Origin of the sequence: Capnocytophaga sp. oral taxon 878, from assembly GCF_002999135.1 — a bacterium.
GTDB lineage: Bacteria > Bacteroidota > Bacteroidia > Flavobacteriales > Flavobacteriaceae > Capnocytophaga.
Window position 1 is genome coordinate 2,518,212 of the sequence record NZ_CP027229.1, and the last position, 22,627, is coordinate 2,540,838.

A 22,627-nucleotide genomic window follows, 5' to 3' on the forward strand; every position below is an offset into this window, starting at 1 on the left:
CACCCTGTGTAAGTAATAATCATTATATTTGCCCCGTTTAATGATTCAAATTACTTATAACAATGAAAAAATTAGTATTACTAGCAGCAGCAGCCCTTACTGTGGTAGCCTGCAAAAAAGACAAAAACGAAGACAATCCTACACCTCCTCAACCCGAAAAACCTGTTGAAGTACCCGCTGGTTTTATTAAGCAAACCATCTTTACACAAGCAGGTGTTTCAACCGAAACAACTACCTATAATGTTGAGAATAATGTGCTCAAAGGATGGACAGTAACCAATAACTATGGTACTGTTACTCACTCACTTAGTTACGAGGGTAAAAACCTCAAAACTTACAATTATCAAGATGGCGCCAGAGCTGTTAATGAGGAATATACATTTATCTATCAAGATAACAAACTCACTAAAATAACCTCTACCAGCAATGGGCAAACCGATACTTTTATAGTTACTACCGATAGCCAAGGTCGCATTACCTCAAAAATCAATACAGGTATAGGTAATAATTTCAATGCCGATACTTGGACAGTTACCTTCCAGTACGATACCAACTCGTTAAAAGTAGTGAACACTAAGGACGGTACAGCCACCTATACTTACACTTATAACAATGGCAACGTTACAAAAATAGAAACCATTAATTACCAGCGCCTCGAAGAAAATTTTGAGTATGACACTATCGTTGTTAATGAGCTTAATAACCAATACATCTTATTAGCCAATTTAGCAAGATTAAATATACGTGGTCATCAAGATGTTAAATTTGGTACAGATCAAGACCTTTTCGTAAAACAGTCTAAAAATATAGTGAATAAATTCACTCCCTATTCTTATGAAATTACTAAAAATGGTAATAAGCCTACCAAAATTGTAAAACGCGATGTTACCGGCGCCCCTATATCAACTCTTGAATACAAATACTAACATTATTTTTTTTCACACTAAAACAAATTCTCACATTTCCACTATTACAAAAAAGCCCTATTGCACACCGCAATAAGGCTTTTTTCTTCTCCACCATTGCTCAATCTCCAAATTATAACTACCTTTGCACCTCATTAATTTAATTACCGATGTTTGATTTCATTATTGTAGGCGCTGGTCTATCTGGCGTTACTTTTGCCAATATATTACAACAGCACCAAAAATCCTTCTGCCTCATTGCCGATAACTCACAAGTGGCAAGCCACATCGCCGATGGCGTATATAACCCCGTTGTACTAAAACGCTTCACCCCTATATGGCGCAGTGCCGAAACTATGCTCGCCGCACAGCAGTTTTACACCCAAGTCCAAAACAATACCCACACAAGTTTTACCTACCCAATGTCGGTATTGCGCAAGTTCACTTCCGTCGAAGAACAAAACAACTGGTTCACCGCCTCCGATAAGCCCCTGCTTTCTCCCTACCTCAGTACAGCCTTAGTATCACCTACCAATCCCGCTGTCCCTGCCCCCTACCTTTTGGGCGAAGTCCTACATACAGGCCGAATGGACGTCAATGCCTACCTCACCACCTGCCTTACACGCTGGCAGGCCGAAGGCTTCTTCTATCCCAAAACCTTTGATTACCAATCCCTACAAGTCTTTAATACCCACGTAGCATATCAGGGGGTCGAGGCGCGCCACATAGTCTTCTGCGAAGGTTGCGGCATCAGTAAGAATCCTTTTTTTAGTACCCTGCCTATGCGCCCTTGCAAAGGCGAAACCCTTACTTTCAGCGCACCCTCACTCCAACTGCAACACATACTTAAAAGCGATGGCAGTGTAGTACCTCTTGGGGGCGACCTCTATACCGTAGGAGGCATCTACCACCCCGAAGATCTTGAGGAAACCATTACCCACCAAGCCCGACTCACCCTTATCGAAAAACTACAACAGATGATTACCTGCCCCTTCGAAATTATATCACATCAGGCAGCACTACGCCCCACCGTAGCCGATAGGCGTCCACTGGTAGGCGCACACCCCCTTCACCCCACACTTTGGGTACTCAATGGCTTAGGCACACGCGGGGTACTCAATGCCCCTTATTGCGCCCAAGTGCTTTATGAAGCAGTGTATGAAGGCAAACCCATTCCCCCCGAAATGTGCGTTACCCGATTCAAAAAAAGACTCTCTTCTGTCTAAAAAGCAACCTAAGCACTTTTTCTCTCTTTAGCACCCCCATAATTTGCACTAATAACCACTCTATTTAAATAATAAAAAAACCTTGATAATAAAACCCTTGCAGTTCATATAGCAAGCTTTTTATTATGAGCGCTTGCTTAATAACTACCTGATAAAGAGGCGAATACCAAGCCAAAAACCAAGCCGTAATACTACCGATAACTATCACTTGCTAATTGATAATTATTTTGTACTTTTGCACCCGAAATAAATAAACACGCCCACATATACACACAAGGGCAATAAAATATTAAGAAAAATTAATCACATACAGAAATGGGAATATTTGATAAACGCGAAAACTACAAACCTTTTGAGTATCCCGAGGTTATGGAGTTTGTGAACGCTATGCACCAATCCTTTTGGGTGCATTCCGAAGTAGAATTTACAGCCGATATTCAGGATTTTAAATCCAACTTAGATCCTTACGAACAAGAAGCCGTAAAACGTGCCTTGCTCGGTATCGCACAAGTCGAAGTATCGGTAAAAACCTTTTGGGGCGATTTGTACGACCTCTTCCCCAAACCAGAGTTCAATGGCTTAGGCGCTACCTTTGCCGAGTGTGAGTTCCGCCATAGCGAAGCCTACGCCCGCCTACTCGAAGTATTAGGCTACAATAACGAGTTTGAAAACCTACTCGAAGTGCCTATCTTTAAAGAGCGCAGTAACATCCTCAAAGAGTATTTGGCTAAAAACCGTGAGAACGCTATGGAGCGCATCCTCTTCTTTACCCTTATCATCGAGAATGCCTCTCTGTTCAGTCAGTTCGCTACTATTTTATCCTTCACACGCTTCAAAGGATATTTAAAAAACGTAGCCAATATCATTGCTTGGACCTCTATCGATGAGCAATTGCACGCCAATGCAGGTATCTATATCCTGAAAAAGATTTTTGAAGAACGTCCCGATATGAAAACCATAGCCGAGAATGAAGCTACCGATTTCATTCGTAACTACATTCTTCTGGAAGACAAGATGCTCGATTGGATCTTTGAAGAAGGCGAATTAGAGTTTTTCACCAAAAAAGACCTTTCTAACTATATGCGTTATCGCCTTGACGATTCCCTCACACAGCTCGGGCTCACCAAGCCTTTTAACATCAGTGCCGATGAGGCAAAACCTATGATGTGGTTTGAAGAAGAAGTATTCAGCAATGAGCTTGATGATTTCTTTGCCAAACGCCCTACCGCCTACACCAAACACGACAAGAGCATCACCGAAAACGATTTGTTTTAAGGATCTATTATTTAGGAAACAGGAGAGATGAACTGGAAAGCAATTATTATTTTAATAATTATAGCATCAGCATTTATAGGAGGTATTGTATATATCTGTATTCTCGACCGCTGGTTCTTTATCCCTCTGCTCATAGCTTTAGGAGCTGCAATAGGGGTGATGTACCTTTTAAGAGGTATTAGCTCTCCATCTGCTGGCTTGCCTATAATAGGAGTCGTGGTGCTAACGTTTCTGTTAACATTGCTTATTTACTACTGTATTTTTAACACAGAAGTAAGAAAGGCTGTGTTTTCCTATTTAGTAAATGCTTTTAAAGAAGGTTGGTATTATCCTTTGATCATTCTAGCAGTAGCATACTTTCCACAATGTATAGATTATATAAAAGATAGATGGAACCAAAAAAAGTAAAAGTCTCCTAACTCCTATCCCCTAAATAAAAATGAACTGGAAAGCAATTATTATTTTTATAATTATAGTATCAGCATTTATAGGAGGTATTGTGTATATTTGTATTCTCGACCGCTGGTTCTTTATCCCTCTGATATTGGGCTTAGCAGCTGCAATTGGGGTGATGTATCTTTTAAGAGGCATTTCCCATCCCGAAGCAGCCCTCCCTATTCTAGGACTTGCCGTATTTGTATTTCTGTTGGTGTTGTTTATTTACTATTGCATTTATTATGGAAAGACTGTTCTTTCTTATTTAGTAAATGCTTTTAAAGAAGGTTGGTATTACCTTTTGATATTTGTAGCCCTAGCATACTTGCCTAAATGTGTAAAATATATAAGAAATAGAATCGGAAAGGATAGCGAAAAGTAAAAAACTAGCATCTCCCTAACCCCTATGATAAAACGTTGTATTCAATTAGCATATAATGGTCTTGGCACCACTTACCCTAACCCTATGGTAGGGTGTGTGATAGTACACGAAGGGAAAATCATCGGTGAGGGTTGGCACCAAAAAGCAGGTGAGCCTCACGCCGAGGTGCGTGCTATTGCCTCGGTGAAAGATAAATCATTGCTGGCAGAAAGCACCCTGTATGTGAGCTTAGAGCCTTGTTGCCATTATGGCAAAACGCCCCCTTGTACCGATTTGATTATAGCTCACCGTATACCGCGTGTGGTTGTAGGCTGTACCGACCCGTTTGCCAAAGTAGCCGGACAAGGTATCGAAAAACTACGTGCAGCAGGCTGTGAAGTAACTGTGGGGGTAATGAAAGATGAATGCTTATTGCTTAACAAACGATTCTTTACCTTTCACCTAAAAAAGCGCCCTTATATCTTCCTTAAATGGGCCGAAACTGCCGATGGGTATATAGCCCCTGCTACCAAAACAGAGCTTGCCCCTGTATGGATTACCAATGCCTATACCCGCCAAGAGGTACACCAGCTGCGCAGTACCGAACAGGCTATATTAGTAGGTGTAGGTACTGTACTAGCCGATAACCCTTCACTCGATACACGCAATTGGTATGGCAAAAGCCCCTTAAGGGTTATTATCGATCCGCAGCTGCGTACTCCTAATGATTTTAAGGTCTGGAATGACCAAGTGCCTACCCTTTTTATAACTGATAAAAAGACAACACAAGTAACAAACAAACAGCAAACAGAAATTGTAACTATCAACTTTCAAGAAGATGTACCCCAACAGGTATGTGATATACTTTACCAGCGTAACATACAAAGCCTCATAGTAGAAGGAGGCGCCTATACTTTGCAACAGTTCATAAATGCCAACCTCTATGACGAAACACTTATTTACCGAAGCGATGTAGAATTTGGCAGTGGGGTAAAAGCTCCAAGAAGATAACTATTAATTTACAATTTATAATTAACACCCGTAAAAGCGCTTATTTTGGTGCTTTTACGGGTGTTTTAGCTTTTGGGAGTAGGTAGAAAAGCAAGAGAAAGGAGAACGGCAGAAAAAAGCGCGCTTTGGACGTGTGTATTGGTGAATTAATATAATCATAATTAACGTTATTCTTTCATAAAAAGCTCGGAAGTGTTATTTTAATTTTATACCTTTGTCAGATAAAAAAATGCGATTATTTATTACTAATTGCTCTTTTTTTATAGTGAAGAATAATAATTAAATTTTATTTTGTATGAAAAAAATGTTTTTGTCTGTAGCATTGCTGGCTATCTCGGCAGCTACATTTGCCCAAGGAAAAATAAAAGACGTAAGAACCAACCCCGACCTTTACTTCTTACAAATTGGTGATGTGGCCAATAGTCTTGAACTACTTCCTCCTCCTCCTCAACCTGGTAGCCTCTTGTTCCTTAATGACGATGCTCAATACCAATGGGGATTAATGCAACGCCGTACCCCTCGTGGCGATCAGGCTGTAAGCGATGCGCGTGTAGGAGGTAGTGGCGTGCCTAATGCCTTCTCCGAAGCTTTCGGTATTAAGATTACAAAGGAAGAAACTCCTGAAATCTACAAGTTGGTAGTAAATATGCGTGAAGATGCGGGCGACCTTGCTACACGTGCTGCAAAAGAGCACTATATGCGAGTACGTCCGTTTGCTTTTTATGAAAAAACCACTTGTAACCCCGAGCAACAGCAAGAACTTTCAACCAATGGTTCATACCCTTCAGGACATACTGCCATAGGATGGGCTACTGCATTAGTATTGGCCGAAATAAACATTGATAGGCAAAATGAAATCCTTAAACGTGGGTACGAAATGGGACAAAGCCGTGTGATTTGTGGTTATCACTTCCAAAGTGATGTGGATGCTGCTAGGCTAGTAGCAAGTGCTGTAGTAGCACGCTTGCATGCCAATGATGCTTTTATGGCTCAATTAGCAAAAGCTAAAAAAGAATTTGCCGCCCTTAACAAAAAAGGAAAGGTGAAAAAGAGTGAACGCGTGAACAAATAAACCTCCTCTTTATGAAAAAAATAGTATTTAGCATAGCTGCCTTAATGGTGGCAGGCTATGCTTTTGCCCAAGATAATACTCAACCACTTACTGAACTTGTGCCTGCACAACCTATACAACCAGCTGCACCTGCTGAAGAGAAGATAGAAGTGAAACCTTCGGGACGTATCTTGATGGATGCTGGTGTATTTGGGGCTGATGCACAAAAGGACAAGTTTTGCAAGTGGGGTAGCCATACCCGATGTGCGTATGGGCTTAGGAGTGCGCTATGGCAATTGGAAGGCAAAGATTGATATAGGATATGCCTTTAATAAGCTATCGCCTAAGGATATATTGATAGAGTACCTTTTTAGCAAGCATACGCTATTGCGCGGAGGTTATTTCGTGCATCAGTTTGGGATGCAAAGTGCTACAAGCTCTTCTTTCAAAATATCAATGGAAGAACCCCAAAGTAACAATGCCTTCTTTAACGGTAGGCTTATAGGGCTGATGCTTTTGCACCAAAAAAATGACTTTATGGGTACACTGAGTGTTTTTGCCGAAAACGAATCGATGAAGCAAAACACTACTGTTACTGGCGATCAAGGTGTGGGTATGATGTCGCGCTTGTTATATAGACCACAACGTGAAGAGGGTAAGATTTTTCACGTAGGTATTTCGGGGGCTTGGGAAACCCCTCGGTATAACAAAACGGCAGCACTTAACCACAGCTCGTATGTATTGGAAACTCCTTTCCCTACTCGTATTGCTAAGGTAAATGCGCAGGAAGCTACTATTGATAACGCTACTTTCCTTTACAAATTCTCGCCAGAATTACTGTTTGCACGCAACCGTTTTGGGATTGAAGCTCAGTACTATTATGTACATGTGAACCGCAATAATGGGGTGAAGGACTTTGATGCTAGTGGTGCTTATGGTATGTTCCGCACTATAGTGAAGGGCGCGCCTTATACTTATACTGATGTAGATGGTGGTATTGCTACTCCTAAACCAGGTGCGCTGGAATTGGTACTTGGTTATAACTACACCGACCTATCGAAGGCAGAAGCGGGTATTTGGGGTGGTAGGCTGAATGATTATTCGCTTACTTTTAACTATTACATCAATAAGTATATGATATGGCGTGTGCGTACTTCGTACACTGGGGTGCGCTACAGAGCAGGAGTGCCTGATACTAATTTGAGCTTGATAGAAACCCGCTTGCAAATTAAATTTTAATACATAAACTAAAACGATTATACAATGAGAATAAGAGTAATGAACTTGATGCTGCTGCTGTTATGTCCGTTATTGGCAATGGCGCAGTTGGAGCGCTCACAGGCGTTTCGGGATCAGTATAAGCTTAAGGAGGTGGTTATTTTGAGTAGGCATAACATTCGTTCGTCGTTATCGGTGAATGGTAGTATGCTACAAAAGATGACGCCGCACCAATGGATAAAATGGAGTGCTGCGCCCAGTGAGCTTACCTTGCGGGGTGGAGCCCTTGAGACTATTATGGGTCAGTTTTTTAGGAAATGGACTATAGATGAGGGTCTGTTTGTTGAAAATGCTACCCCTTCGGTAGATGAGGTGCATTTTTATGCTAATAGTATGCAGCGTACGGTGGCTACGGCTCAGTACTTTTCATCGGGGTTTATGCCGCTGGCTAATTTGCGTATTCATCATAGGTTTACGCCCAGCAAGATGGACCCTGTTTTCTTCCCTGCCCTTACTAAGAGCAGTGAGGCTTTTAAGGCTCAGGCGATGAAGGAAATAGCTGCTATGGGTGGCAAGAAAGGTATAGTGGGTATTAATGAGGGCTTGAAGGATTCATATCAGCTACTGGAAAAGGTGTTGGACTTGAAGAACTCGCCTGCTTGTAAGGGGGGTGAGCTGTGTGCCTTTGACGATTATAATACTAAACTTATACTTGAGAAGGGTGATGAGCCTAATATGAAGGGGTCGTTAAAGTTTGCTAACTCGGCTTCGGATGCGTTTATTTTGCAGTTCTACGAAGATAAAGACCCTGTACAGGCGGGTTTTGGGCATAAGCTTACTGCTGCTGAATGGGAGAAGATAGCTAAGGTGAAGGATGTGTATGGCGATGTGCTGTTCACGGCTCCTATTGTGGCGGTGAATGTGGCTCACCCTTTGCTGGTGTATATGAAGGATGAGCTGAATGCTAAGAACCGGAAGTTCACGTTTTTGTGTGGGCACGACTCGAACATAGCTAGTGTGGGTGCTGCTTTGGAGATTGAGGAGTATTCGTTACCGAAATCGATAGAGAAGAAGACGCCTATAGGTAGCAAGCTGGTGTTTGAGAAATGGGTGGATAAGGCTGGTAAGGAGTTTGTATCGGTAAATATAGTGTATCAAACTACTGAGCAACTACGTGAGGTGCAACTACTGGATATGGAGAACCCTCCGGTGGTGTTTCCTTTGAAATTAAAAGGTATTACGGCTAATGCTGATGGGTTGTACACTTTGGAGAGTGTGAATGGTCGTTTTGATAAGGCTATTCGGGCTTATGAGGCTATTAAGTAGTATGATATGCTAAGGATATACGAGATGAGAAAAATCTCGGTGGATTGAATTGATGAAGGACAGTCGTTAAGCGTAGTGCTTGACGGCTGTTCTTTTTTTAGGGGATAGGGGGTAGGAGTTAGGGCATAGGAGTTAGGGCATAGGAGATAGGAAATAGGCGGGGAGTGGAATTGACAAAAATAGGGAAAATTTAGAGAAAGGGTGTGAAAAATGTAGGTTTTGAGGGATTTTGTTGCGGATTTGGTAAAGAGAGGGAGGGTGGGGAAGGGGCTGGAAATCAAGGGAGTAATATTTATCCTTCGTTTATAGTTCGTTTATCCTTCGTTATAGGTTCGCTTAAGGTAGGTAATAGATAAGAGATAAGAGGCAAGAGGGTGGGGCGGAAAGGGCTGATTATTAGGGGAAAGGAGTTAGGAGATAGGGAATAGGTGGTTTTTGCATTATTCGCAATTTAGGGGATAGGAGGCAGGGGATAGGAGGTAGATGGTGAGGGAGTAGGGGAAAGGAGTTAGGAATTAAGGGGGAGGAGGTAAGAGGGACGAAAGATAGATGGGGAGGGAGTAGGGGAAAGGAGTTAGGAATTAGAGGGGAGGAGGTAAGAGGGACGAAAGATAGATGGGGAGAGAGTAGGGGAGGATGAATGGGATTAATGAATGATGTGAGATTGGGGGGGAGAGTGTGATTAGGTGGATTGGGGAATTATTTGTATTTTTGTAGTTGGAAGGGGAATAATTGGGGAGGAAAGATAAAAGTATTTGTAGTGCTTGATGAAAAAAGGGGAATATGAGTAAGAAAGATTTTTTGCTAATTAAAAAATTATTTGTACTTTTGCACTTTCAAATAGAAGTATACTAAAAAAATCAACAATATAAAGATGATTAAAATTACCTTACCCGACGGCTCGGTTAAAGAGTACCAAAGTGGGATTACACCTGCTGAAATAGCTGCCTCTATTAGTGAGGGGTTGGCGCGTAACGTACTGTCTGCCAGTTTTAATGGTGTTACAGTAGAGACGGTTACACCGCTGACGACGGATGGTAGTTTGGTGCTTTATACTTGGGATAATCCTGAGGGTAAGAAGGCTTTTTGGCACTCATCGGCGCATATTTTGGCTCAAGCGCTTGAGGAGTTATACCCAGGGATAAAACTTACTATAGGACCTGCGATAGCTAATGGTTTTTATTACGATGTTGATTTCAATGGGAAACCGATTTCGGAGAAAGATTTTGCGGCTATTGAGGCTAAGTTTTTGGAGATAGCCAGAGGCAAGCACCCATTTAAAATGCGCCCTGTGAGCAAGGCAGAGGCTTTGTCGTACTACGTGGGTAAAAACGAGTATAAGACGGAGCTTATTGAAGCGCTTGAGGATGGTAGTATTACCTTCTGTGATCATAGTACTTTTACCGACCTTTGTAGGGGAGGGCATATTCCTAATACTGGATTTGTAAAGGCTGTGAAGGTGCTAAGTGCTGCTGGTGCTTACTGGCGTGGTGATGAGCATAAACCACAACTTACGCGTGTGTATGGTATTTCGTTCCCGAAACAAAAGGAGCTTACTGAATATCTTGAGCTACTGGAAGAGGCTAAGAAACGTGACCACCGCAAATTGGGTAAAGAGTTGGAATTGTTTACCTTCTCGAACAAGGTGGGGCAGGGATTGCCGCTTTGGTTGCCTAAAGGAGCCGCCTTACGTGAGCGCTTGGAGACGTTTTTGCGTAAAGCCCAAAAACAAGCGGGTTATGAGCAAGTAGTAACCCCACATATAGGACATAAGAATTTATATGTTACCTCGGGACACTGGGATAAATATGGTAAGGATAGTTTCCAACCGATAGCAACCCCTAACGAAGGTGAGGAATATTTACTAAAACCTATGAACTGTCCGCATCACTGTGAGATATATAACTCACATCCTTGGAGTTATAAGGATTTGCCTAAGCGTTTTGCGGAGTTTGGTACTGTATATCGTTATGAGCAGAGTGGTGAATTACACGGGCTGACTCGTGTGCGTTGCTTTACTCAAGATGATGCGCATATTTTCTGTACTCCAGAGCAGTTAGATGCAGAGTTCAAGCACGTAATAGACTTGGTGCTTTATGTGTTTGGATCGTTAGGATTTGAGAATTTTACTGCGCAGGTATCATTACGTGATCCTGAGAACCTTACTAAGTATATAGGTAGTGATGAGAACTGGGCTAAGGCTGAAAACGCGATTATTAATGCGGCTAAAGAAAAGGGGCTTAACTATGTGATAGAAACAGGAGAAGCAGCTTTCTATGGACCTAAGCTAGACTTTATGGTGAAAGATGCTTTGGGCAGGAGTTGGCAATTAGGTACTATACAAGTGGATTATAATCTTCCTGAGCGTTTTGATCTTTGGTATAAAGGGGCAGATAATGAAATGCACCGCCCAGTGATGATACACCGTGCGCCTTTTGGTAGTATGGAGCGCTTTGTAGCTATCTTATTAGAACATACAGGAGGTAACTTCCCGTTATGGCTTACCCCTGACCAAGCTATAGTACTATCACTTAGTGAGAAGTATGAGGGATATGCCCAAAAGGTACTGAAAGACTTAGAAAATCAAGATGTACGTACCCTTATAGATAATAGGGCAGAAACAATGGGTAAAAAGATACGTGAGGCTGAGAAGCAAAAAGTGCCTTATATGCTTATTGTAGGTGAGAATGAAGAAAAAGAAGGTACAGTATCGGTACGCAAACGCGGAGGAGAAGACTTAGGCAGTATGAGCGTTGAGGCTTTTGCTAACCTTATAAAAGGGGAGATAGCAAAGAGTATCAAACAATTTGAATAAAAATTTAAAATTTAAATAGCCATCATTAAAAAAAGTAACACACCAGGTAGAGATGACAAACAACCACATCGCCTTAATAGAGATATTAGGGTGCCAGAGGTACGTTTGGTAGGGGAGAACGTTGAGAGCGGCGTATACCCCACTCGTAAAGCATTAGAAATTGCTAATGAATTAGAACTTGATTTGGTGGAAATATCACCAAATGCCACGCCACCAGTTTGTAAAGTAATAGACTATAAGAAGTTTCTTTACGAGCAGAAAAAGCGTGAGAAGGAAATGAAAGCTAAGGCTACTAAGGTAGTGATTAAGGAAATTCGCTTTGGGCCTCAAACTGATGACCATGATTACGACTTTAAGAAGAAGCACGGTGAGAAGTTTCTCAAAGAAGGCTCAAAAGTGAAGGCCTACGTGTTTTTCAAAGGGCGTTCTATCATCTACAAAGACCAAGGTGAAATACTGTTATTGCGCCTAGCTACCGACCTTGAAGAGTATGGTAAGGTAGAGCAGATGCCTAAACTTGAGGGGAAACGTATGACAATGTTCCTAGCCCCTTTACCTAAGAAGAAATAATCCCCTCTCTAACCCTCCCCCAAGGGGAGGATAAAAGTGAGGGTAAAGAATAAACTCCCATAACTCCCCTCCTTGTGAGGGGTAGGGGGAGAACGGAATTATATCAATAAATATCTAAGCAAATGCCAAAAATTAAAACTAAATCGGGAGCTAAGAAGCGTTTTAAGCTAACAGGCTCTGGCAAAATCAAAAGGAAACACGCGTTCAAAAGCCACATCTTAACTAAGAAGGCTAAAAAACGCAAGTTAGCACTTACACACGCTACCCTTGTACATACTAATGACGAAGCGAGTGTAAAGAAACAATTAGGCTTAAAATAATTGTTTTATAGTAGGAATTTAATAACCGTGGAGTAGGTACCCCTAAGAGTTTGTTTTAAGCACGAACCACCTGCTACAAAAATTAAAAAAAAGAATTTATGCCAAGATCAGTAAATGCAGTAGCTCGTAGAGCTCGTAGAAAAAAGATAATGAAGCAAGCCAAAGGTTTCTTTGGCCGCAGAAAAAACGTTTGGACGGTAGCTAAAAACGCTGTTGAGAAAGCAATGCAGTATGCTTACCGTGACCGTCGTAACAAGAAGAGAACCTTCCGCGCTTTGTGGATTGTGCGTATTAACGCAGGTGCTCGCTTGCACGGCTTGTCATACTCACAATTTATGGGTAAACTTAAAGCTGCTAACATTGAGCTTAACCGCAAGGTTCTTGCCGATTTGGCAATGAGCCACCCAGAAGCGTTCAAAGCTATTGTAGAAAAAGTAAAATAAACGTTTAACACACGATATAATTCCGTATATAGAGAAAGCTGCCTTAAAGAGGCGGCTTTTTTTGTGGGAAGACTTGTTAGGGCTTGAAAATCTTTTTGTTAGTTGGAATTTGTTTTGTACATTTGCGGCAATTAGATAAATAAATATGAATACTTGGAATATTATAGTTGAAGGCTTTGATAAAGCTGAGGTTACAAAGCACGAGAGTATTTTTAGTCTTGGTAATGGGGCTATGGGTATGCGTGCTAATTTTGAGGAAGATTACAGTGGTAATACCTTGCAAGGTAGTTACATAGGCGGGGTGTATTACCCTGATAAAACACGTGTAGGATGGTGGAAGAATGGTTACCCCGAGTATTTTGCTAAAGTACTGAATGCGCCAAGCTGGATAGGACTACATATCAAAATAAATGGGGAGTTACTGGATTTGAATACTTGTATTGAGGTGAAAGACTTCAGGAGGCAGCTGAATATGAAAGAGGGATGGTATGAGCGTTCATTTAGGGCTGTGCTACCTAATTATCAAGAAGTGGAAGTGAAAGCCTTGCGCTTCCTGTCGTTGTATTGCGATGAACTTGGCGCCTTACGCTACCAAATTACTCCGCTTACTACAGATGCTACTATAGAAATAGAAAGCTATTTAGATAGCGGTATCAAAAATAATGATGCTAACTGGGATGAGCATTTTTGGGATACCCTATCTGTAGCAAGTACAGAAAACAGCGCTCAAATAGTAGCTGAAACTAAAAAAACAGGCTTTAGGGTACAAACCTTTATGCGGAATGATTTGTTTGTAGGCAAAGAAGCATTGGCTATAAAACCTAAGGAACATAGGAAAGAGAACTATATAGGCTTACAATATGAGGTGAGGGTTAAGAAACATCAGAGGTTTTGTATTGAGAAATATGGGGGGTATCTTACAAAAAAATCGGGAGGTGCTGAATTTCCTGCTTTTGATGAGAAAGAAGGGCTTTTTAATACACTCTTAGACTATCAAAAGAAGTGCTGGGCGGCTATATGGGAGACATCGGATATAGTGATTGAAGGAGATGAAGCTGCCCAACAGGGTATCCGGTTTAATATTTTCCAATTGAACCAAACATACTCGGGCAAGTATGCAAACCTAAATATAGGGCCTAAAGGATTTACAGGTGAGAAGTATGGCGGCAGTACTTATTGGGATACTGAGGCGTACTGCTTACCTTTTTATATGGCTACCAAAGGTGCTAATGTAGCACGTAACTTACTAATGTACAGGTATAACCAGCTGCCTGAGGCTATAGCTAATGCTAAGAAATTGGGCTTTACTGGTGGGGCTGCTCTTTACCCTATGGTTACAATGAATGGTGAGGAATGCCATAATGAGTGGGAGATTACCTTTGAAGAGATACACCGCAATGGGGCTATAGCTTTTGCTATTTACAATTATACGCGTTATACGGGTGATGAGGAGTATGTAAAGAATTACGGGGTGAAGGTGCTTGTAGCTATCGCTCGTTTTTGGGCACAAAGAGCTTCTTTTTCGGCAGATAAGAAGAAATATGTTATACTAGGAGTAACTGGGCCTAATGAGTACGAAAATAACGTGAATAATAACTTTTATACTAACTTTATAGCTATATGGTGCTTACGGTATGCTTCGGAAATAATGCTGAAATATGAGGCTGAGGAAGCTACAGGGCGTATAATTAAAGAGCTTGAGGTAGGTGCTGATGAGATAGAAAGCTGGGGTGATATTGCTAAAAATATGTATTTGCCTTATGATAAAGAGCGGGGCATTTTCTTGCAGCAAGATGGTTTTTTGGATAAAGAACTGAAACCGGTGGGCTGTATTGATGCGGCTGAGCGCCCTATTAACCAGCATTGGTCGTGGGATAGGATACTACGCTCGGTGTATATTAAGCAGGCGGATACGCTGCAAGGGTTTTACTTTTTTGAAGATCATTTCAGCAAAGAAGAACTGCAAAAGCACTATGAGTTCTATGAGCCTTTCACGGTACACGAATCATCCTTATCACCGTGTGTGCATAGTGTACTGGCATCGGCATTGGGCAAAAGAGAGGAGGCTTACCAGCTGTATTTGCGCACTGCTAGACTTGACTTGGACGACTATAACAAGGAGGTGCACGAGGGGCTTCATATTACCTCGATGGCTGGTACTTGGCTTAGTATAGTAGAGGGGTTTGCTGGTATGCGGGTGAAGAATGGTGAATTGGTATTTAATCCGCATTTGCCTAAACACTGGAAGAGTCTTAGCTTTAAGGTGGATTTTAGAGGAGATATAAGGAGTTATACGTTTACAAATTAGCAGGCGTACTTATTGGCTTGTGGTGGCTGGATAGGTATCGATAATGATGGTGAAGTACTGAGGGTTGTAGAGGGTAGTCATAGTGGAAAAGGTGTCTTTGCGCACCTTTTTATCGGTGGGGAAGGCTATGTAATGGAGGTCATTATCTAGGATTTGGTAGATGAGCTCGGTGCAATAGAGTTGTGAGGGCTCATCGATAGTGCCTATGTGATCAAAGGGTATTTTTGCTTGTAGGTAGTATTGGGCTCTTTTTACTACTTGGGTGCCTTGTGCAGGGGTGATGTTATTGGGGCGTACTACTAATAGTTTTTCGGGCATAGAGTACTGTAGGAAGTTTTTTAAAGGCTGTTCTTGTACTCCGTCGGTATTACTTACATCGGAAGAAAGGGAATGAATTACGTACCATTCGTTCCCTTTTTTGTGTAGGATACCTGAATGGGTGACGTCGTATTTTTTGTTATTGAGCATATCGGCTATCATATCGCTGAAGAGTCCGTAGCCACGGCGTAGGATGATGTCGCCTTCTTGTAGTTGGGTGAGTTGTAGTTGGGTGAGTCGTGTTTGTTTGAGGTTGGCTGCTACGAGGCGTTTTTCTTGTTGGGCATCGAAGTAGAAGAAAAGTTTAAAGGCTGCCCATAGGAGAAAAAAAATCCCAAGAGTGATAAGGACTACTTTGGTAGTTTTTTTCATCTTGGGATTTTTAAATTGTTTAGGCATATCTACTATTGATTAGCTTCAGTAGTAGAGGTTGCGTCTTCTGCTTCTTCGATTACAGAGGCTCCTTCTTCTTCATCTTCTTGTGTATCAGGAACGTCCATAGAAGGGGTTTTTCCGCCTTCTTTACCATTTTCTTTATTTACAGTTACGAGCCATTTGCCGTCGATTTTTTTAAGATCAACAGTATCTTCTTTTTCTTCTCCTTCGGTTTTGAAGTATACTTTAGCGGTATCGCCGTTAATTTCTTCTTTTGTGATGGTGAATTTTTTAGCTTTTTTCTCCTTTTCGGGTACTGCTTTGGAGAAGCCTTCAAGGGCACTTAACATTTGAGCGGTAGGCTGGTCGCAATATTTTTGAGCTTCTTTAAAGTCGTAGTCATAAATGGCTTTCATAAATTTTTCGGCAACGGCTTTAGGTGAGTTTCCTGAACAAGAAACTAAGAATAGGCTTCCTAATAGGAAGAGGGATAAAAACAGTTTTTTCATTGTATATAAATATTTAAAATTAAGTTATTTTCGGGGGTGAGACAGCGTGTGCTGTTACTATTATGGGGCAAAAGTACGAATTAATTTTAAATAAACAAATGTTTTTGGAAATTTATAAGGAGATGAGGGGCTGGGTGTGGGGGCTAATGGTGGGGTGCTGTTAATATTGGTTTTAAGATAGCAGTCCATAGTTTGTAGCCTTCGGCGTTTAGGTGAAGCTCGTCTTCTTTGAAAATATCGGTGCGCAACTGTCCTTGGGCATCGTACATAACCGAGGTGATATCAATGTAAGTATAGCCTTGTAGTTCGGCATTTTGTTGAAGGAAGGCATTTACTAGGAGTTGGTCTGCCAGCTGGTGGGCTTTATGAGGCGAAGGCTTTAGGGAGAGAACCCAAAGGGGTGTGTTGGGGTATTCGGCTTTTAGCTTGCCTATAAGGATGCGGAAAAGATCAAAGCACTGCACCGCATTTACACCCTCTTTGTGAGTGCCCAAATCGTTCTCGACATATAGCACTATGTTTTTGGGTTGGTAACCTTTGGCAATGGTAGGGTAGTTGTAAATCATATCACGAAGGGTAGCCCCTCCGTATGAGCGACGAATGAGCTGTAGAGGCCCAAAATCCTCATAAATGCTGTCCCACATATTGATAGAGGAACTGCCCAAGAAAAGGGCATCACACTGAAGGTTTGGTAGGCGCTTGTTCTGTTTTTGGTAATAGTTGATATCCTTTTGGTAGCGGGTAAGCCAAGGGAGTTCATCGGCGTGCTCAAAAGGGATAGCTGCCTTAATAACAATAGTAGGAGTAGCCGTTTGGGCTGAGGTTAGCCACCAGCTCATCAGCAAAGTGAAAGTGAAGAAGTATTTCATAAGTGTAATTATTAATAATAGGAAGATAAAAGAATAGGTTCATTTACCACAAAGAAAAAAGCTAATGCTTGAGGAGTTATCTTTTGTGATACGCACAAGCATTAGCTATTTTTATAAAATGGTAATAAATAAGCAATCGGGTTTAGATTCTTGCACTATTTTTTAGGGTTTTTGATATTGTCTATCTCTTTTAATAATTGTTGGTAGTGCAAGTGGTTGATAGAGTTTGCAGGCTCGGTAGGGAGCGCTTGTTTTAAGTAACTTTCTACTTTGTCTAAATGCTGAAGGGCAAATAGGCGTGCATCACTCATTTGTTGCAGGGTGAGTTTGGCTGTTTTGTTCTCTTCAGGATTGATAACCTTAGCCAAGGTGAGCAGGTAAGAGCGCTCGGTGCCACGGCGTATGGCATTTTTGCGTGCTTCGGGACTGTTAAGAGGTTTCCATACAGCCGCAAATAAATCATTTAAATACTCATCAGCTGGATACGGATTTTTGGAACTTAAAGCCAAATGGCTGAAGCGGTACAGCAGATTATCACTAAGCAAAACAGTTAGGTTTGCAGCTTGCCATTCCATTATCTCTTTATCGGCATCTACACCTGTTATATTGATAATAGACTGAGGGTACAGCCAAAGAGGCGCATCAAATAGTTCTTTATCTAAGAACGCAATAGCCTCTTTCATTTTTTCTTTAGGCACTTCTTGATAGAATACCTCATTGTTATTGATTAAGTTGGTATATCTGCTTCCTATGAACTTTACCACGTGGTTGGTGTAACGGCGGTATTGTAGTACAGCAGCATTTTGCATATCAATAAAGTAAGTGTAAGTATCATTAGGCTCTTTAAGCCACTGATGCAGATTGCTTACTATATAACGAAGGTTCTTGAGGGCATAGGTGTTTGCCTTCATCACATTATCGGATAGGTCTTCGGTTTGGGCGCGAGGGTCTTCTCCTTTGCCTTCACCACCAAACCATAAGTTGGGATGTGCTTTCAGTTTTTCGGTAACCATAGCGGCAAGGGCTTCTTGCTCGGCGTACTCATCTTTGTACTTGTTGGGGTAATAGCGGTAGCCCCACTCAATAGCCCATTTGTCATAAGCCCCGATGCGAGGGTAAAGCCCTTTGCTGCCTATATTATCTTCGGGTTGTGCTACGTAGTTAAAGCGTGCGTAATCCATAATAGATGCTGTGTGGCCATTGGCTTCAACCCATTTTTTATCACGTAGTTTCTCTACAGGGGTTTGGCTACTAGCTCCCATATTGTGGCGCAAGCCTAAGCAGTGACCTATTTCGTGAGATGATACAAAACGTATCAAATCGCCCATAAGCTCTTCGGAGTAGTGCAATGCACGTGCGCGCTTATCAACAGCACCTACTTGCAGCATATACCACTGTTGTAGGATTTTCATTACATTGTGATACCAACCTACGTGGCACTCAATAATTTCGCCACTGCGCGGATCGGCTATGTTGGGGCCATAGGCATTGCTAATTTCGGAAGGTAGGTAACGTATTACATTGAAACGTGCATCTTCCAAGCTCATAGTAGAGTCCTTAGGCCACTCTTTAGCTACGATAGCATCCTTAAAGCCTGCTTGTTCAAAAGCTACATTCCAATCGTTCACACCTAAGATAAGGTATTTTTGCCATTGCTTAGGGGTAGCAGGATCAATGTAAAAAACTATTTGCTTTTTGGGACGAACTAACTGCCCTGCAAGGTATTTTTTCATATCTTCCTTGCGAGGCTCTAAGCGGAAGCGGTGTATGTAGTACTCGGTTTCGGTACGCTGTTGCTTATCACTGAATTTGGTGAAGCCTGTAGCAAAGAATCCTACTCTGTTATCAAATAGGCGTTTTTGCATAGGGACTTTGGGTAGTAATACCATTGAAGTGTTTAGCTCCAAGGTTACAGCCCCTGTGTAGTTCGCCGAAGGGATATTGCTAGGTGATGCTGAAAAGGTTTTTACAGTATGCACTTCGGTATTGATAGGGTAGGTGCGGATATCGTGTACAAAAGAGCGATCGGGGGCAACGCCTCCTAATTTCTTTTCTGTTTTAAAGCTGCTAGGCAGGCTGATAATGCTGTTATCTTGCTGGAAGAAATAGCTAACATCTATGAGTTGGGCTTTGGTTTTGGGGTTGCGCCCTATTACGTTGAACGAAGCTACTATTGGGTTGGTGCTAGAGTTCATTACTGCTGTGTAGATGTTATGAGTGCTATCGGCTTCTTGACGGTTTACAAATGAGCGCATTATGAGGGTTTTCTCATCTTTTTGCTCAAAGTAAACTGTTTGTTGGTTCATTTTTTCGCCGGCATAGTAACCGAGGTTTTGTGGAGCTGTTTTAAGCCTTGTTACACACAAAAAGTAGCGGTTAATAAGTGTGTCATGTACTTCAAAATACCATTTCTCTTCAATCTTGCGGACGGTAAAAACCCCATTGCGTTCTGTTCCTCCTTTTTTGATGAGCTTATTGTATTCTTCAGTTCGTTTTTGCTCAGGAGTTTTTTCAACTGTTTTAGTTTTAGTAGTGTCCTTAGCAATAGTGTCTTTAGTAGCAGGCACTTTTTGAGCATAAGCTAGTGTGCCAACTGCCAAAAGCAGTAATGTGATGTGTCTCTTCATATTTTAAATAACGTTTTATTTTGATTCGTTTTTAATTTATATTTTGGTGTGTGATTCGAGTAATTCGGCTATATCATATACCTTTACTTGTTTTTCTTTTTCTTTGGTTTTTACCCCATCGGACATCATCGTATGGCAGAAGGGGCAAGCGGTGGCGATGATATCGGGGTTGACTTGTAAGGCTTGTTCGGTGCGCAGTATGTTTATTTCTTTGTCTCCTTTTTCGGATTCTTTAAACATCTGTGCGCCACCAGCCCCGCAACATAGGGCTCGTGCTTTGCAGCTTTTCATTTCGACCAAATCGGCATCGAGTTTTTCTAAAAGTTCGCGTGGTGCGTTATATACTTTATTAGCCCTACCGAGGTAGCAAGGGTCGTGAAAGGTGATTCGTTTGCCTTTGAAGGCGCCATCTTCTATGGTAAGTCGTCCTTCTTGTACAAGGCTTTTGAGCAGCTCGGTGTGATGCATTACTTGGTAATGGCCGCCGAGTGCGGGATATTCGTTTTTTAGGGTATTAAAGCAGTGTGGGCAAGCGGTTACTATTTTGGTTACCTGATAACCGTTGAGCACTTGTATGTTCATCATTGCCTGCATTTGGAAAAGGAACTCATTTCCTGCCCTTTTAGCAGGGTCGCCGGTGCAGCTTTCTTCGGTGCCGAGTACAGCGAAGCGCACTCCTGCCTGTTGTAGTAAGTGAGCGAAAGCTTTAACAATACGCTGTGCCCGTTGGTCGAAACTGCCTGCACAACCTACCCAAAAAAGCACTTCGGGGCGTTCTCCTTTCGCCGATAGTTCTGCCATTGTTGGAATCATAATAATCTAATTTGGTGCGAGCCGCACGGGCTGTAATTTGGTGTTTTGGCACGAGCTACAAGCTCGCACTAGCGAAATGCTGTAGGTTATTTTACGATTACTAAATCACCGTCTACAAAACCTACGGCTATATGTTGTACATTAAAAAGTTTGATACTGTTTTCAGCTACTATTTCTTTAAGAATCTCGGTAATCATTGAGAGGACTTGTTCCCAATGTACCTCTTCAGAGATTTCTTCTAAAGGTAAAAAGCAGTCGTTGGGTACAAAATCGTCATCGCAAGCCCAATCGGGGTCTTGCTCATCATACCAAGAAGAGCCTATAAGTTCCAATTCGTAAGGTTCGGAGATGTTGAAATTCAGCGCAACAATGTCATTAGGTAAGGTTTCTTGACAATCAATCGCAACTAACCAATTTTTAATCTTGTTTTTAACGATTTCTTTCATTTTAAAATAATTTGTGGATTTATCAATTTAGCACGAGCTACCAACTCGCACTGTGGGGGTGCTTAAGTGCCTTTGTGCAGGGCATTAAGGTATCCACTTTTTCTCGAAGTTTGGTTTGCGTTTTTCTAAGAAAGCGTTTCGTCCTTCTTTAGCTTCATCGGTCATATAGGCAAGGCGGGTAGCTTCCCCTGCAAAAACCTGTTGCCCTACCATACCATCGTCGGTAAGGTTCATAGCGAACTTTAGCATTTTGATAGAAGTAGGTGATTTAGCCATTATCTCTTGAGCCCACTGAAAAGCGGTAGTTTCGAGTTCGGCGTGAGGGATTACGGCATTGACCATACCCATCTCGAAGGCTTCTTGAGCGGAGTAGTTGCGCCCTAAGAAGAATATTTCGCGGGCTTTTTTCTGTCCGACCATCTTGGCGAGATAAGCAGAGCCGTAACCGGCATCGAAGCTGGTGACATCGGCATCGGTTTGTTTAAATATAGCGTGTTCTTTGCTGGCGAGGGTAAGGTCGCAGACTACGTGTAGTGAGTGTCCGCCCCCAACAGCCCAACCAGGGACTACTGCAATTACGACTTTGGGCATAAAGCGGATGAGGCGTTGAACTTCTAAGATATTGAGGCGGTGGTATCCGTCTTCGCCTACGTATCCTTGGTGTCCGCGTGCTTTTTGGTCGCCCCCGCTACAGAAGCTCCATACGCCATCTTTTGGGGAAGGTCCTTCGGCAGAGAGGAGTACGGCGCCGATATTCACATCTTCATACGCATCTTTAAAGGCGTCCAGCAGTTCGGCAGTTGTTTTTGGGCGGAAGGCATTGCGCACTTCAGGCCTATTAAAGGCGATACGTGCTACGCCCTCGCATTTTTTATAAGTAATATCTTCGTATTCTTTTACGGTTATCCAGTTCATAGGATTTGTATATAAGTTGAACCTATTATTTTCGGGCTGCAAAGATATGAAATAATTTCGAAATCACAAGTTGGAGAGTGGAATTAGGGGATAGGAGATAGGGGGTAGGAGATAGGGGGTAGGAGATAGGGGGTAGGAGATAGGGGGTAGTGGCTGAGGAAAATGAGGGGAAATGTGGGGAGGGATGAGAAAAATGTAAGGATTGGGGGTTTTGGTTGCGGATTTGGTAAAGTGAGGGAGGAGAGGGGAAAGGCTTGAGAATCAGGGAAGGGAAGGTTATCCTTCGTTTATAGTTCGTTTATAGTTCGTTATTCGTTCGTTTAAAGTAGGTAAAAGATAAGAGGTAAGAGGTAAGAGGGTGGAGGTGTAATGGTCTGATTATAAAGGTATAGGAGTTAGTAGGTAGGGGATAGGGAGGGAGGAGGAGAGTTTTGCATTATTCGCAATGAAGGGGAGAGGAGTTAGGAGATGGGGGGTAGATGGGAGGAAAT

22 protein-coding genes are annotated in these 22,627 nt (G+C 42.1%); 15 read left to right on the forward strand and 7 right to left on the reverse strand.

The window, feature by feature from the left end; genetic code table 11:
- Window positions 1-62: 62 nt before the first annotated feature.
- From C4H12_RS11485 to C4H12_RS11550, 15 genes are all read left to right on the forward strand, one after another.
- Window positions 63-926: a hypothetical protein gene (locus tag C4H12_RS11485; protein ID WP_106099038.1), complete on the forward strand. Its 864-nt coding sequence runs from the start codon at window positions 63-65 to the stop codon at window positions 924-926.
- Between the two features lie 149 nt (window positions 927-1,075).
- The gene (locus C4H12_RS11490) at window positions 1,076-2,131 is read left to right on the forward strand and encodes an FAD-binding oxidoreductase (protein ID WP_106099039.1); all 1,056 of its coding nucleotides are present in this window, start codon (window positions 1,076-1,078) and stop codon (window positions 2,129-2,131) included.
- Window positions 2,132-2,446: 315 nt separating this feature from the next.
- Window positions 2,447-3,406 carry a ribonucleotide-diphosphate reductase subunit beta gene (locus C4H12_RS11495; RefSeq protein WP_106099040.1) on the forward strand — a complete coding sequence of 320 codons (960 nt, stop codon included), beginning with the start codon at window positions 2,447-2,449 and terminating at the stop codon, window positions 3,404-3,406.
- A 27-nt stretch (window positions 3,407-3,433) separates the two neighbouring features.
- Window positions 3,434-3,814 carry a hypothetical protein gene (locus C4H12_RS11500; protein WP_106099041.1) on the forward strand — a complete coding sequence of 127 codons (381 nt, stop codon included), beginning with the start codon at window positions 3,434-3,436 and terminating at the stop codon, window positions 3,812-3,814.
- Window positions 3,815-3,845: 31 nt separating this feature from the next.
- A complete protein-coding gene (locus C4H12_RS11505; RefSeq protein WP_106099042.1) occupies window positions 3,846-4,223 on the forward strand; it encodes a hypothetical protein in 378 nt (125 codons plus the stop codon).
- 24 nt (window positions 4,224-4,247) lie between these two features.
- Window positions 4,248-5,213, forward strand: a complete 966-nt coding sequence (gene ribD / locus C4H12_RS11510) for a bifunctional diaminohydroxyphosphoribosylaminopyrimidine deaminase/5-amino-6-(5-phosphoribosylamino)uracil reductase RibD (protein WP_106099043.1) — start codon at window positions 4,248-4,250, stop codon at window positions 5,211-5,213.
- Window positions 5,214-5,508: 295 nt separating this feature from the next.
- The gene (locus tag C4H12_RS11515) at window positions 5,509-6,285 is read left to right on the forward strand and encodes a phosphatase PAP2 family protein (protein ID WP_106099044.1); all 777 of its coding nucleotides are present in this window, start codon (window positions 5,509-5,511) and stop codon (window positions 6,283-6,285) included.
- Window positions 6,286-6,296: 11 nt separating this feature from the next.
- The gene (locus C4H12_RS13920; RefSeq protein ID WP_254424771.1) at window positions 6,297-6,578 is read left to right on the forward strand and encodes a hypothetical protein; all 282 of its coding nucleotides are present in this window, start codon (window positions 6,297-6,299) and stop codon (window positions 6,576-6,578) included.
- Entirely contained in the window at window positions 6,484-7,503 is a 1,020-nt protein-coding gene (locus tag C4H12_RS11520; protein ID WP_254424772.1) for a porin, read from the forward strand. The genes C4H12_RS13920 and C4H12_RS11520 overlap by 95 nt, the downstream gene beginning before the upstream one ends.
- Window positions 7,504-7,527: 24 nt before the next feature.
- Window positions 7,528-8,808: a histidine-type phosphatase gene (locus C4H12_RS11525; protein WP_106099045.1), complete on the forward strand. Its 1,281-nt coding sequence runs from the start codon at window positions 7,528-7,530 to the stop codon at window positions 8,806-8,808.
- Between the two features lie 874 nt (window positions 8,809-9,682).
- A complete protein-coding gene (gene thrS, locus C4H12_RS11530) occupies window positions 9,683-11,623 on the forward strand; it encodes a threonine--tRNA ligase (RefSeq protein ID WP_106099046.1) in 1,941 nt (646 codons plus the stop codon).
- A 90-nt stretch (window positions 11,624-11,713) separates the two neighbouring features.
- Window positions 11,714-12,193 (forward strand): translation initiation factor IF-3, encoded by a 480-nt coding sequence (infC, locus tag C4H12_RS11535; RefSeq protein WP_254424773.1) that lies wholly within the window; start codon window positions 11,714-11,716, stop codon window positions 12,191-12,193.
- A gap of 122 nt (window positions 12,194-12,315) precedes the next feature.
- Window positions 12,316-12,513, forward strand: a complete 198-nt coding sequence (gene rpmI, locus C4H12_RS11540) for a 50S ribosomal protein L35 (RefSeq protein WP_009389967.1) — start codon at window positions 12,316-12,318, stop codon at window positions 12,511-12,513.
- A gap of 98 nt (window positions 12,514-12,611) precedes the next feature.
- A complete protein-coding gene (rplT, locus tag C4H12_RS11545) occupies window positions 12,612-12,956 on the forward strand; it encodes a 50S ribosomal protein L20 (protein WP_106099048.1) in 345 nt (114 codons plus the stop codon).
- Between the two features lie 145 nt (window positions 12,957-13,101).
- The gene (locus tag C4H12_RS11550; RefSeq protein WP_106099049.1) at window positions 13,102-15,264 is read left to right on the forward strand and encodes a family 65 glycosyl hydrolase domain-containing protein; all 2,163 of its coding nucleotides are present in this window, start codon (window positions 13,102-13,104) and stop codon (window positions 15,262-15,264) included.
- 9 nt (window positions 15,265-15,273) lie between these two features.
- Here C4H12_RS11550 and C4H12_RS11555 read toward each other — a convergent pair whose 3' ends face one another.
- The 7 genes from C4H12_RS11555 to C4H12_RS11585 all read right to left on the reverse strand — a co-directional run bounded on the left by C4H12_RS11555 (window position 15,274) and on the right by C4H12_RS11585 (window position 22,136).
- Window positions 15,274-15,954, reverse strand: a complete 681-nt coding sequence (locus C4H12_RS11555; RefSeq protein ID WP_106099489.1) for a YiiX/YebB-like N1pC/P60 family cysteine hydrolase — start codon at window positions 15,952-15,954, stop codon at window positions 15,274-15,276.
- Window positions 15,955-15,986: 32 nt separating this feature from the next.
- Window positions 15,987-16,466: a DUF4878 domain-containing protein gene (locus C4H12_RS11560; protein ID WP_106099050.1), complete on the reverse strand. Its 480-nt coding sequence runs from the start codon at window positions 16,464-16,466 to the stop codon at window positions 15,987-15,989.
- A 143-nt stretch (window positions 16,467-16,609) separates the two neighbouring features.
- A complete protein-coding gene (locus C4H12_RS11565) occupies window positions 16,610-17,335 on the reverse strand; it encodes a GDSL-type esterase/lipase family protein (RefSeq protein WP_106099051.1) in 726 nt (241 codons plus the stop codon).
- Between the two features lie 155 nt (window positions 17,336-17,490).
- Window positions 17,491-19,962, reverse strand: a complete 2,472-nt coding sequence (locus C4H12_RS11570) for a zinc-dependent metalloprotease (protein WP_106099052.1) — start codon at window positions 19,960-19,962, stop codon at window positions 17,491-17,493.
- Between the two features lie 36 nt (window positions 19,963-19,998).
- A complete protein-coding gene (locus tag C4H12_RS11575) occupies window positions 19,999-20,775 on the reverse strand; it encodes a (Fe-S)-binding protein (RefSeq protein WP_106099053.1) in 777 nt (258 codons plus the stop codon).
- 86 nt (window positions 20,776-20,861) lie between these two features.
- Complete coding sequence (locus C4H12_RS11580) at window positions 20,862-21,221, reverse strand: hypothetical protein (RefSeq protein WP_106099054.1); 360 nt, start codon at window positions 21,219-21,221, stop codon at window positions 20,862-20,864.
- A gap of 84 nt (window positions 21,222-21,305) precedes the next feature.
- Window positions 21,306-22,136: a 1,4-dihydroxy-2-naphthoyl-CoA synthase gene (locus tag C4H12_RS11585; RefSeq protein WP_106099055.1), complete on the reverse strand. Its 831-nt coding sequence runs from the start codon at window positions 22,134-22,136 to the stop codon at window positions 21,306-21,308.
- Between the last annotated feature and the right edge of the window lie 491 nt (window positions 22,137-22,627).

What these genes read in the sequence shown, in the direction of transcription:
- C4H12_RS11485 (WP_106099038.1), top strand. Translation starts at nt 63, where the DNA reads ATGAAAAAATTAGTATTACTAGCAGCAGCAGCCCTTACTGTGGTAGCC.
- C4H12_RS11490 (WP_106099039.1), top strand. Translation starts at nt 1,076, where the DNA reads ATGTTTGATTTCATTATTGTAGGCGCTGGTCTATCTGGCGTTACTTTT.
- C4H12_RS11495 (WP_106099040.1), top strand. Translation starts at nt 2,447, where the DNA reads ATGGGAATATTTGATAAACGCGAAAACTACAAACCTTTTGAGTATCCC.
- C4H12_RS11500 (WP_106099041.1), top strand. Translation starts at nt 3,434, where the DNA reads ATGAACTGGAAAGCAATTATTATTTTAATAATTATAGCATCAGCATTT.
- C4H12_RS11505 (WP_106099042.1), top strand. Translation starts at nt 3,846, where the DNA reads ATGAACTGGAAAGCAATTATTATTTTTATAATTATAGTATCAGCATTT.
- ribD (WP_106099043.1), top strand. Translation starts at nt 4,248, where the DNA reads ATGATAAAACGTTGTATTCAATTAGCATATAATGGTCTTGGCACCACT.
- C4H12_RS11515 (WP_106099044.1), top strand. Translation starts at nt 5,509, where the DNA reads ATGAAAAAAATGTTTTTGTCTGTAGCATTGCTGGCTATCTCGGCAGCT.
- C4H12_RS13920 (WP_254424771.1), top strand. Translation starts at nt 6,297, where the DNA reads ATGAAAAAAATAGTATTTAGCATAGCTGCCTTAATGGTGGCAGGCTAT.
- C4H12_RS11520 (WP_254424772.1), top strand. Translation starts at nt 6,484, where the DNA reads ATGCACAAAAGGACAAGTTTTGCAAGTGGGGTAGCCATACCCGATGTG.
- C4H12_RS11525 (WP_106099045.1), top strand. Translation starts at nt 7,528, where the DNA reads ATGAGAATAAGAGTAATGAACTTGATGCTGCTGCTGTTATGTCCGTTA.
- thrS (WP_106099046.1), top strand. Translation starts at nt 9,683, where the DNA reads ATGATTAAAATTACCTTACCCGACGGCTCGGTTAAAGAGTACCAAAGT.
- rpmI (WP_009389967.1), top strand. Translation starts at nt 12,316, where the DNA reads ATGCCAAAAATTAAAACTAAATCGGGAGCTAAGAAGCGTTTTAAGCTA.
- rplT (WP_106099048.1), top strand. Translation starts at nt 12,612, where the DNA reads ATGCCAAGATCAGTAAATGCAGTAGCTCGTAGAGCTCGTAGAAAAAAG.
- C4H12_RS11550 (WP_106099049.1), top strand. Translation starts at nt 13,102, where the DNA reads ATGAATACTTGGAATATTATAGTTGAAGGCTTTGATAAAGCTGAGGTT.
- C4H12_RS11555 (WP_106099489.1), bottom strand. Translation starts at nt 15,954, where the DNA reads ATGAAAAAAACTACCAAAGTAGTCCTTATCACTCTTGGGATTTTTTTT.
- C4H12_RS11560 (WP_106099050.1), bottom strand. Translation starts at nt 16,466, where the DNA reads ATGAAAAAACTGTTTTTATCCCTCTTCCTATTAGGAAGCCTATTCTTA.
- C4H12_RS11565 (WP_106099051.1), bottom strand. Translation starts at nt 17,335, where the DNA reads ATGAAATACTTCTTCACTTTCACTTTGCTGATGAGCTGGTGGCTAACC.
- C4H12_RS11570 (WP_106099052.1), bottom strand. Translation starts at nt 19,962, where the DNA reads ATGAAGAGACACATCACATTACTGCTTTTGGCAGTTGGCACACTAGCT.
- C4H12_RS11575 (WP_106099053.1), bottom strand. Translation starts at nt 20,775, where the DNA reads ATGATTCCAACAATGGCAGAACTATCGGCGAAAGGAGAACGCCCCGAA.
- C4H12_RS11580 (WP_106099054.1), bottom strand. Translation starts at nt 21,221, where the DNA reads ATGAAAGAAATCGTTAAAAACAAGATTAAAAATTGGTTAGTTGCGATT.
- C4H12_RS11585 (WP_106099055.1), bottom strand. Translation starts at nt 22,136, where the DNA reads ATGAACTGGATAACCGTAAAAGAATACGAAGATATTACTTATAAAAAA.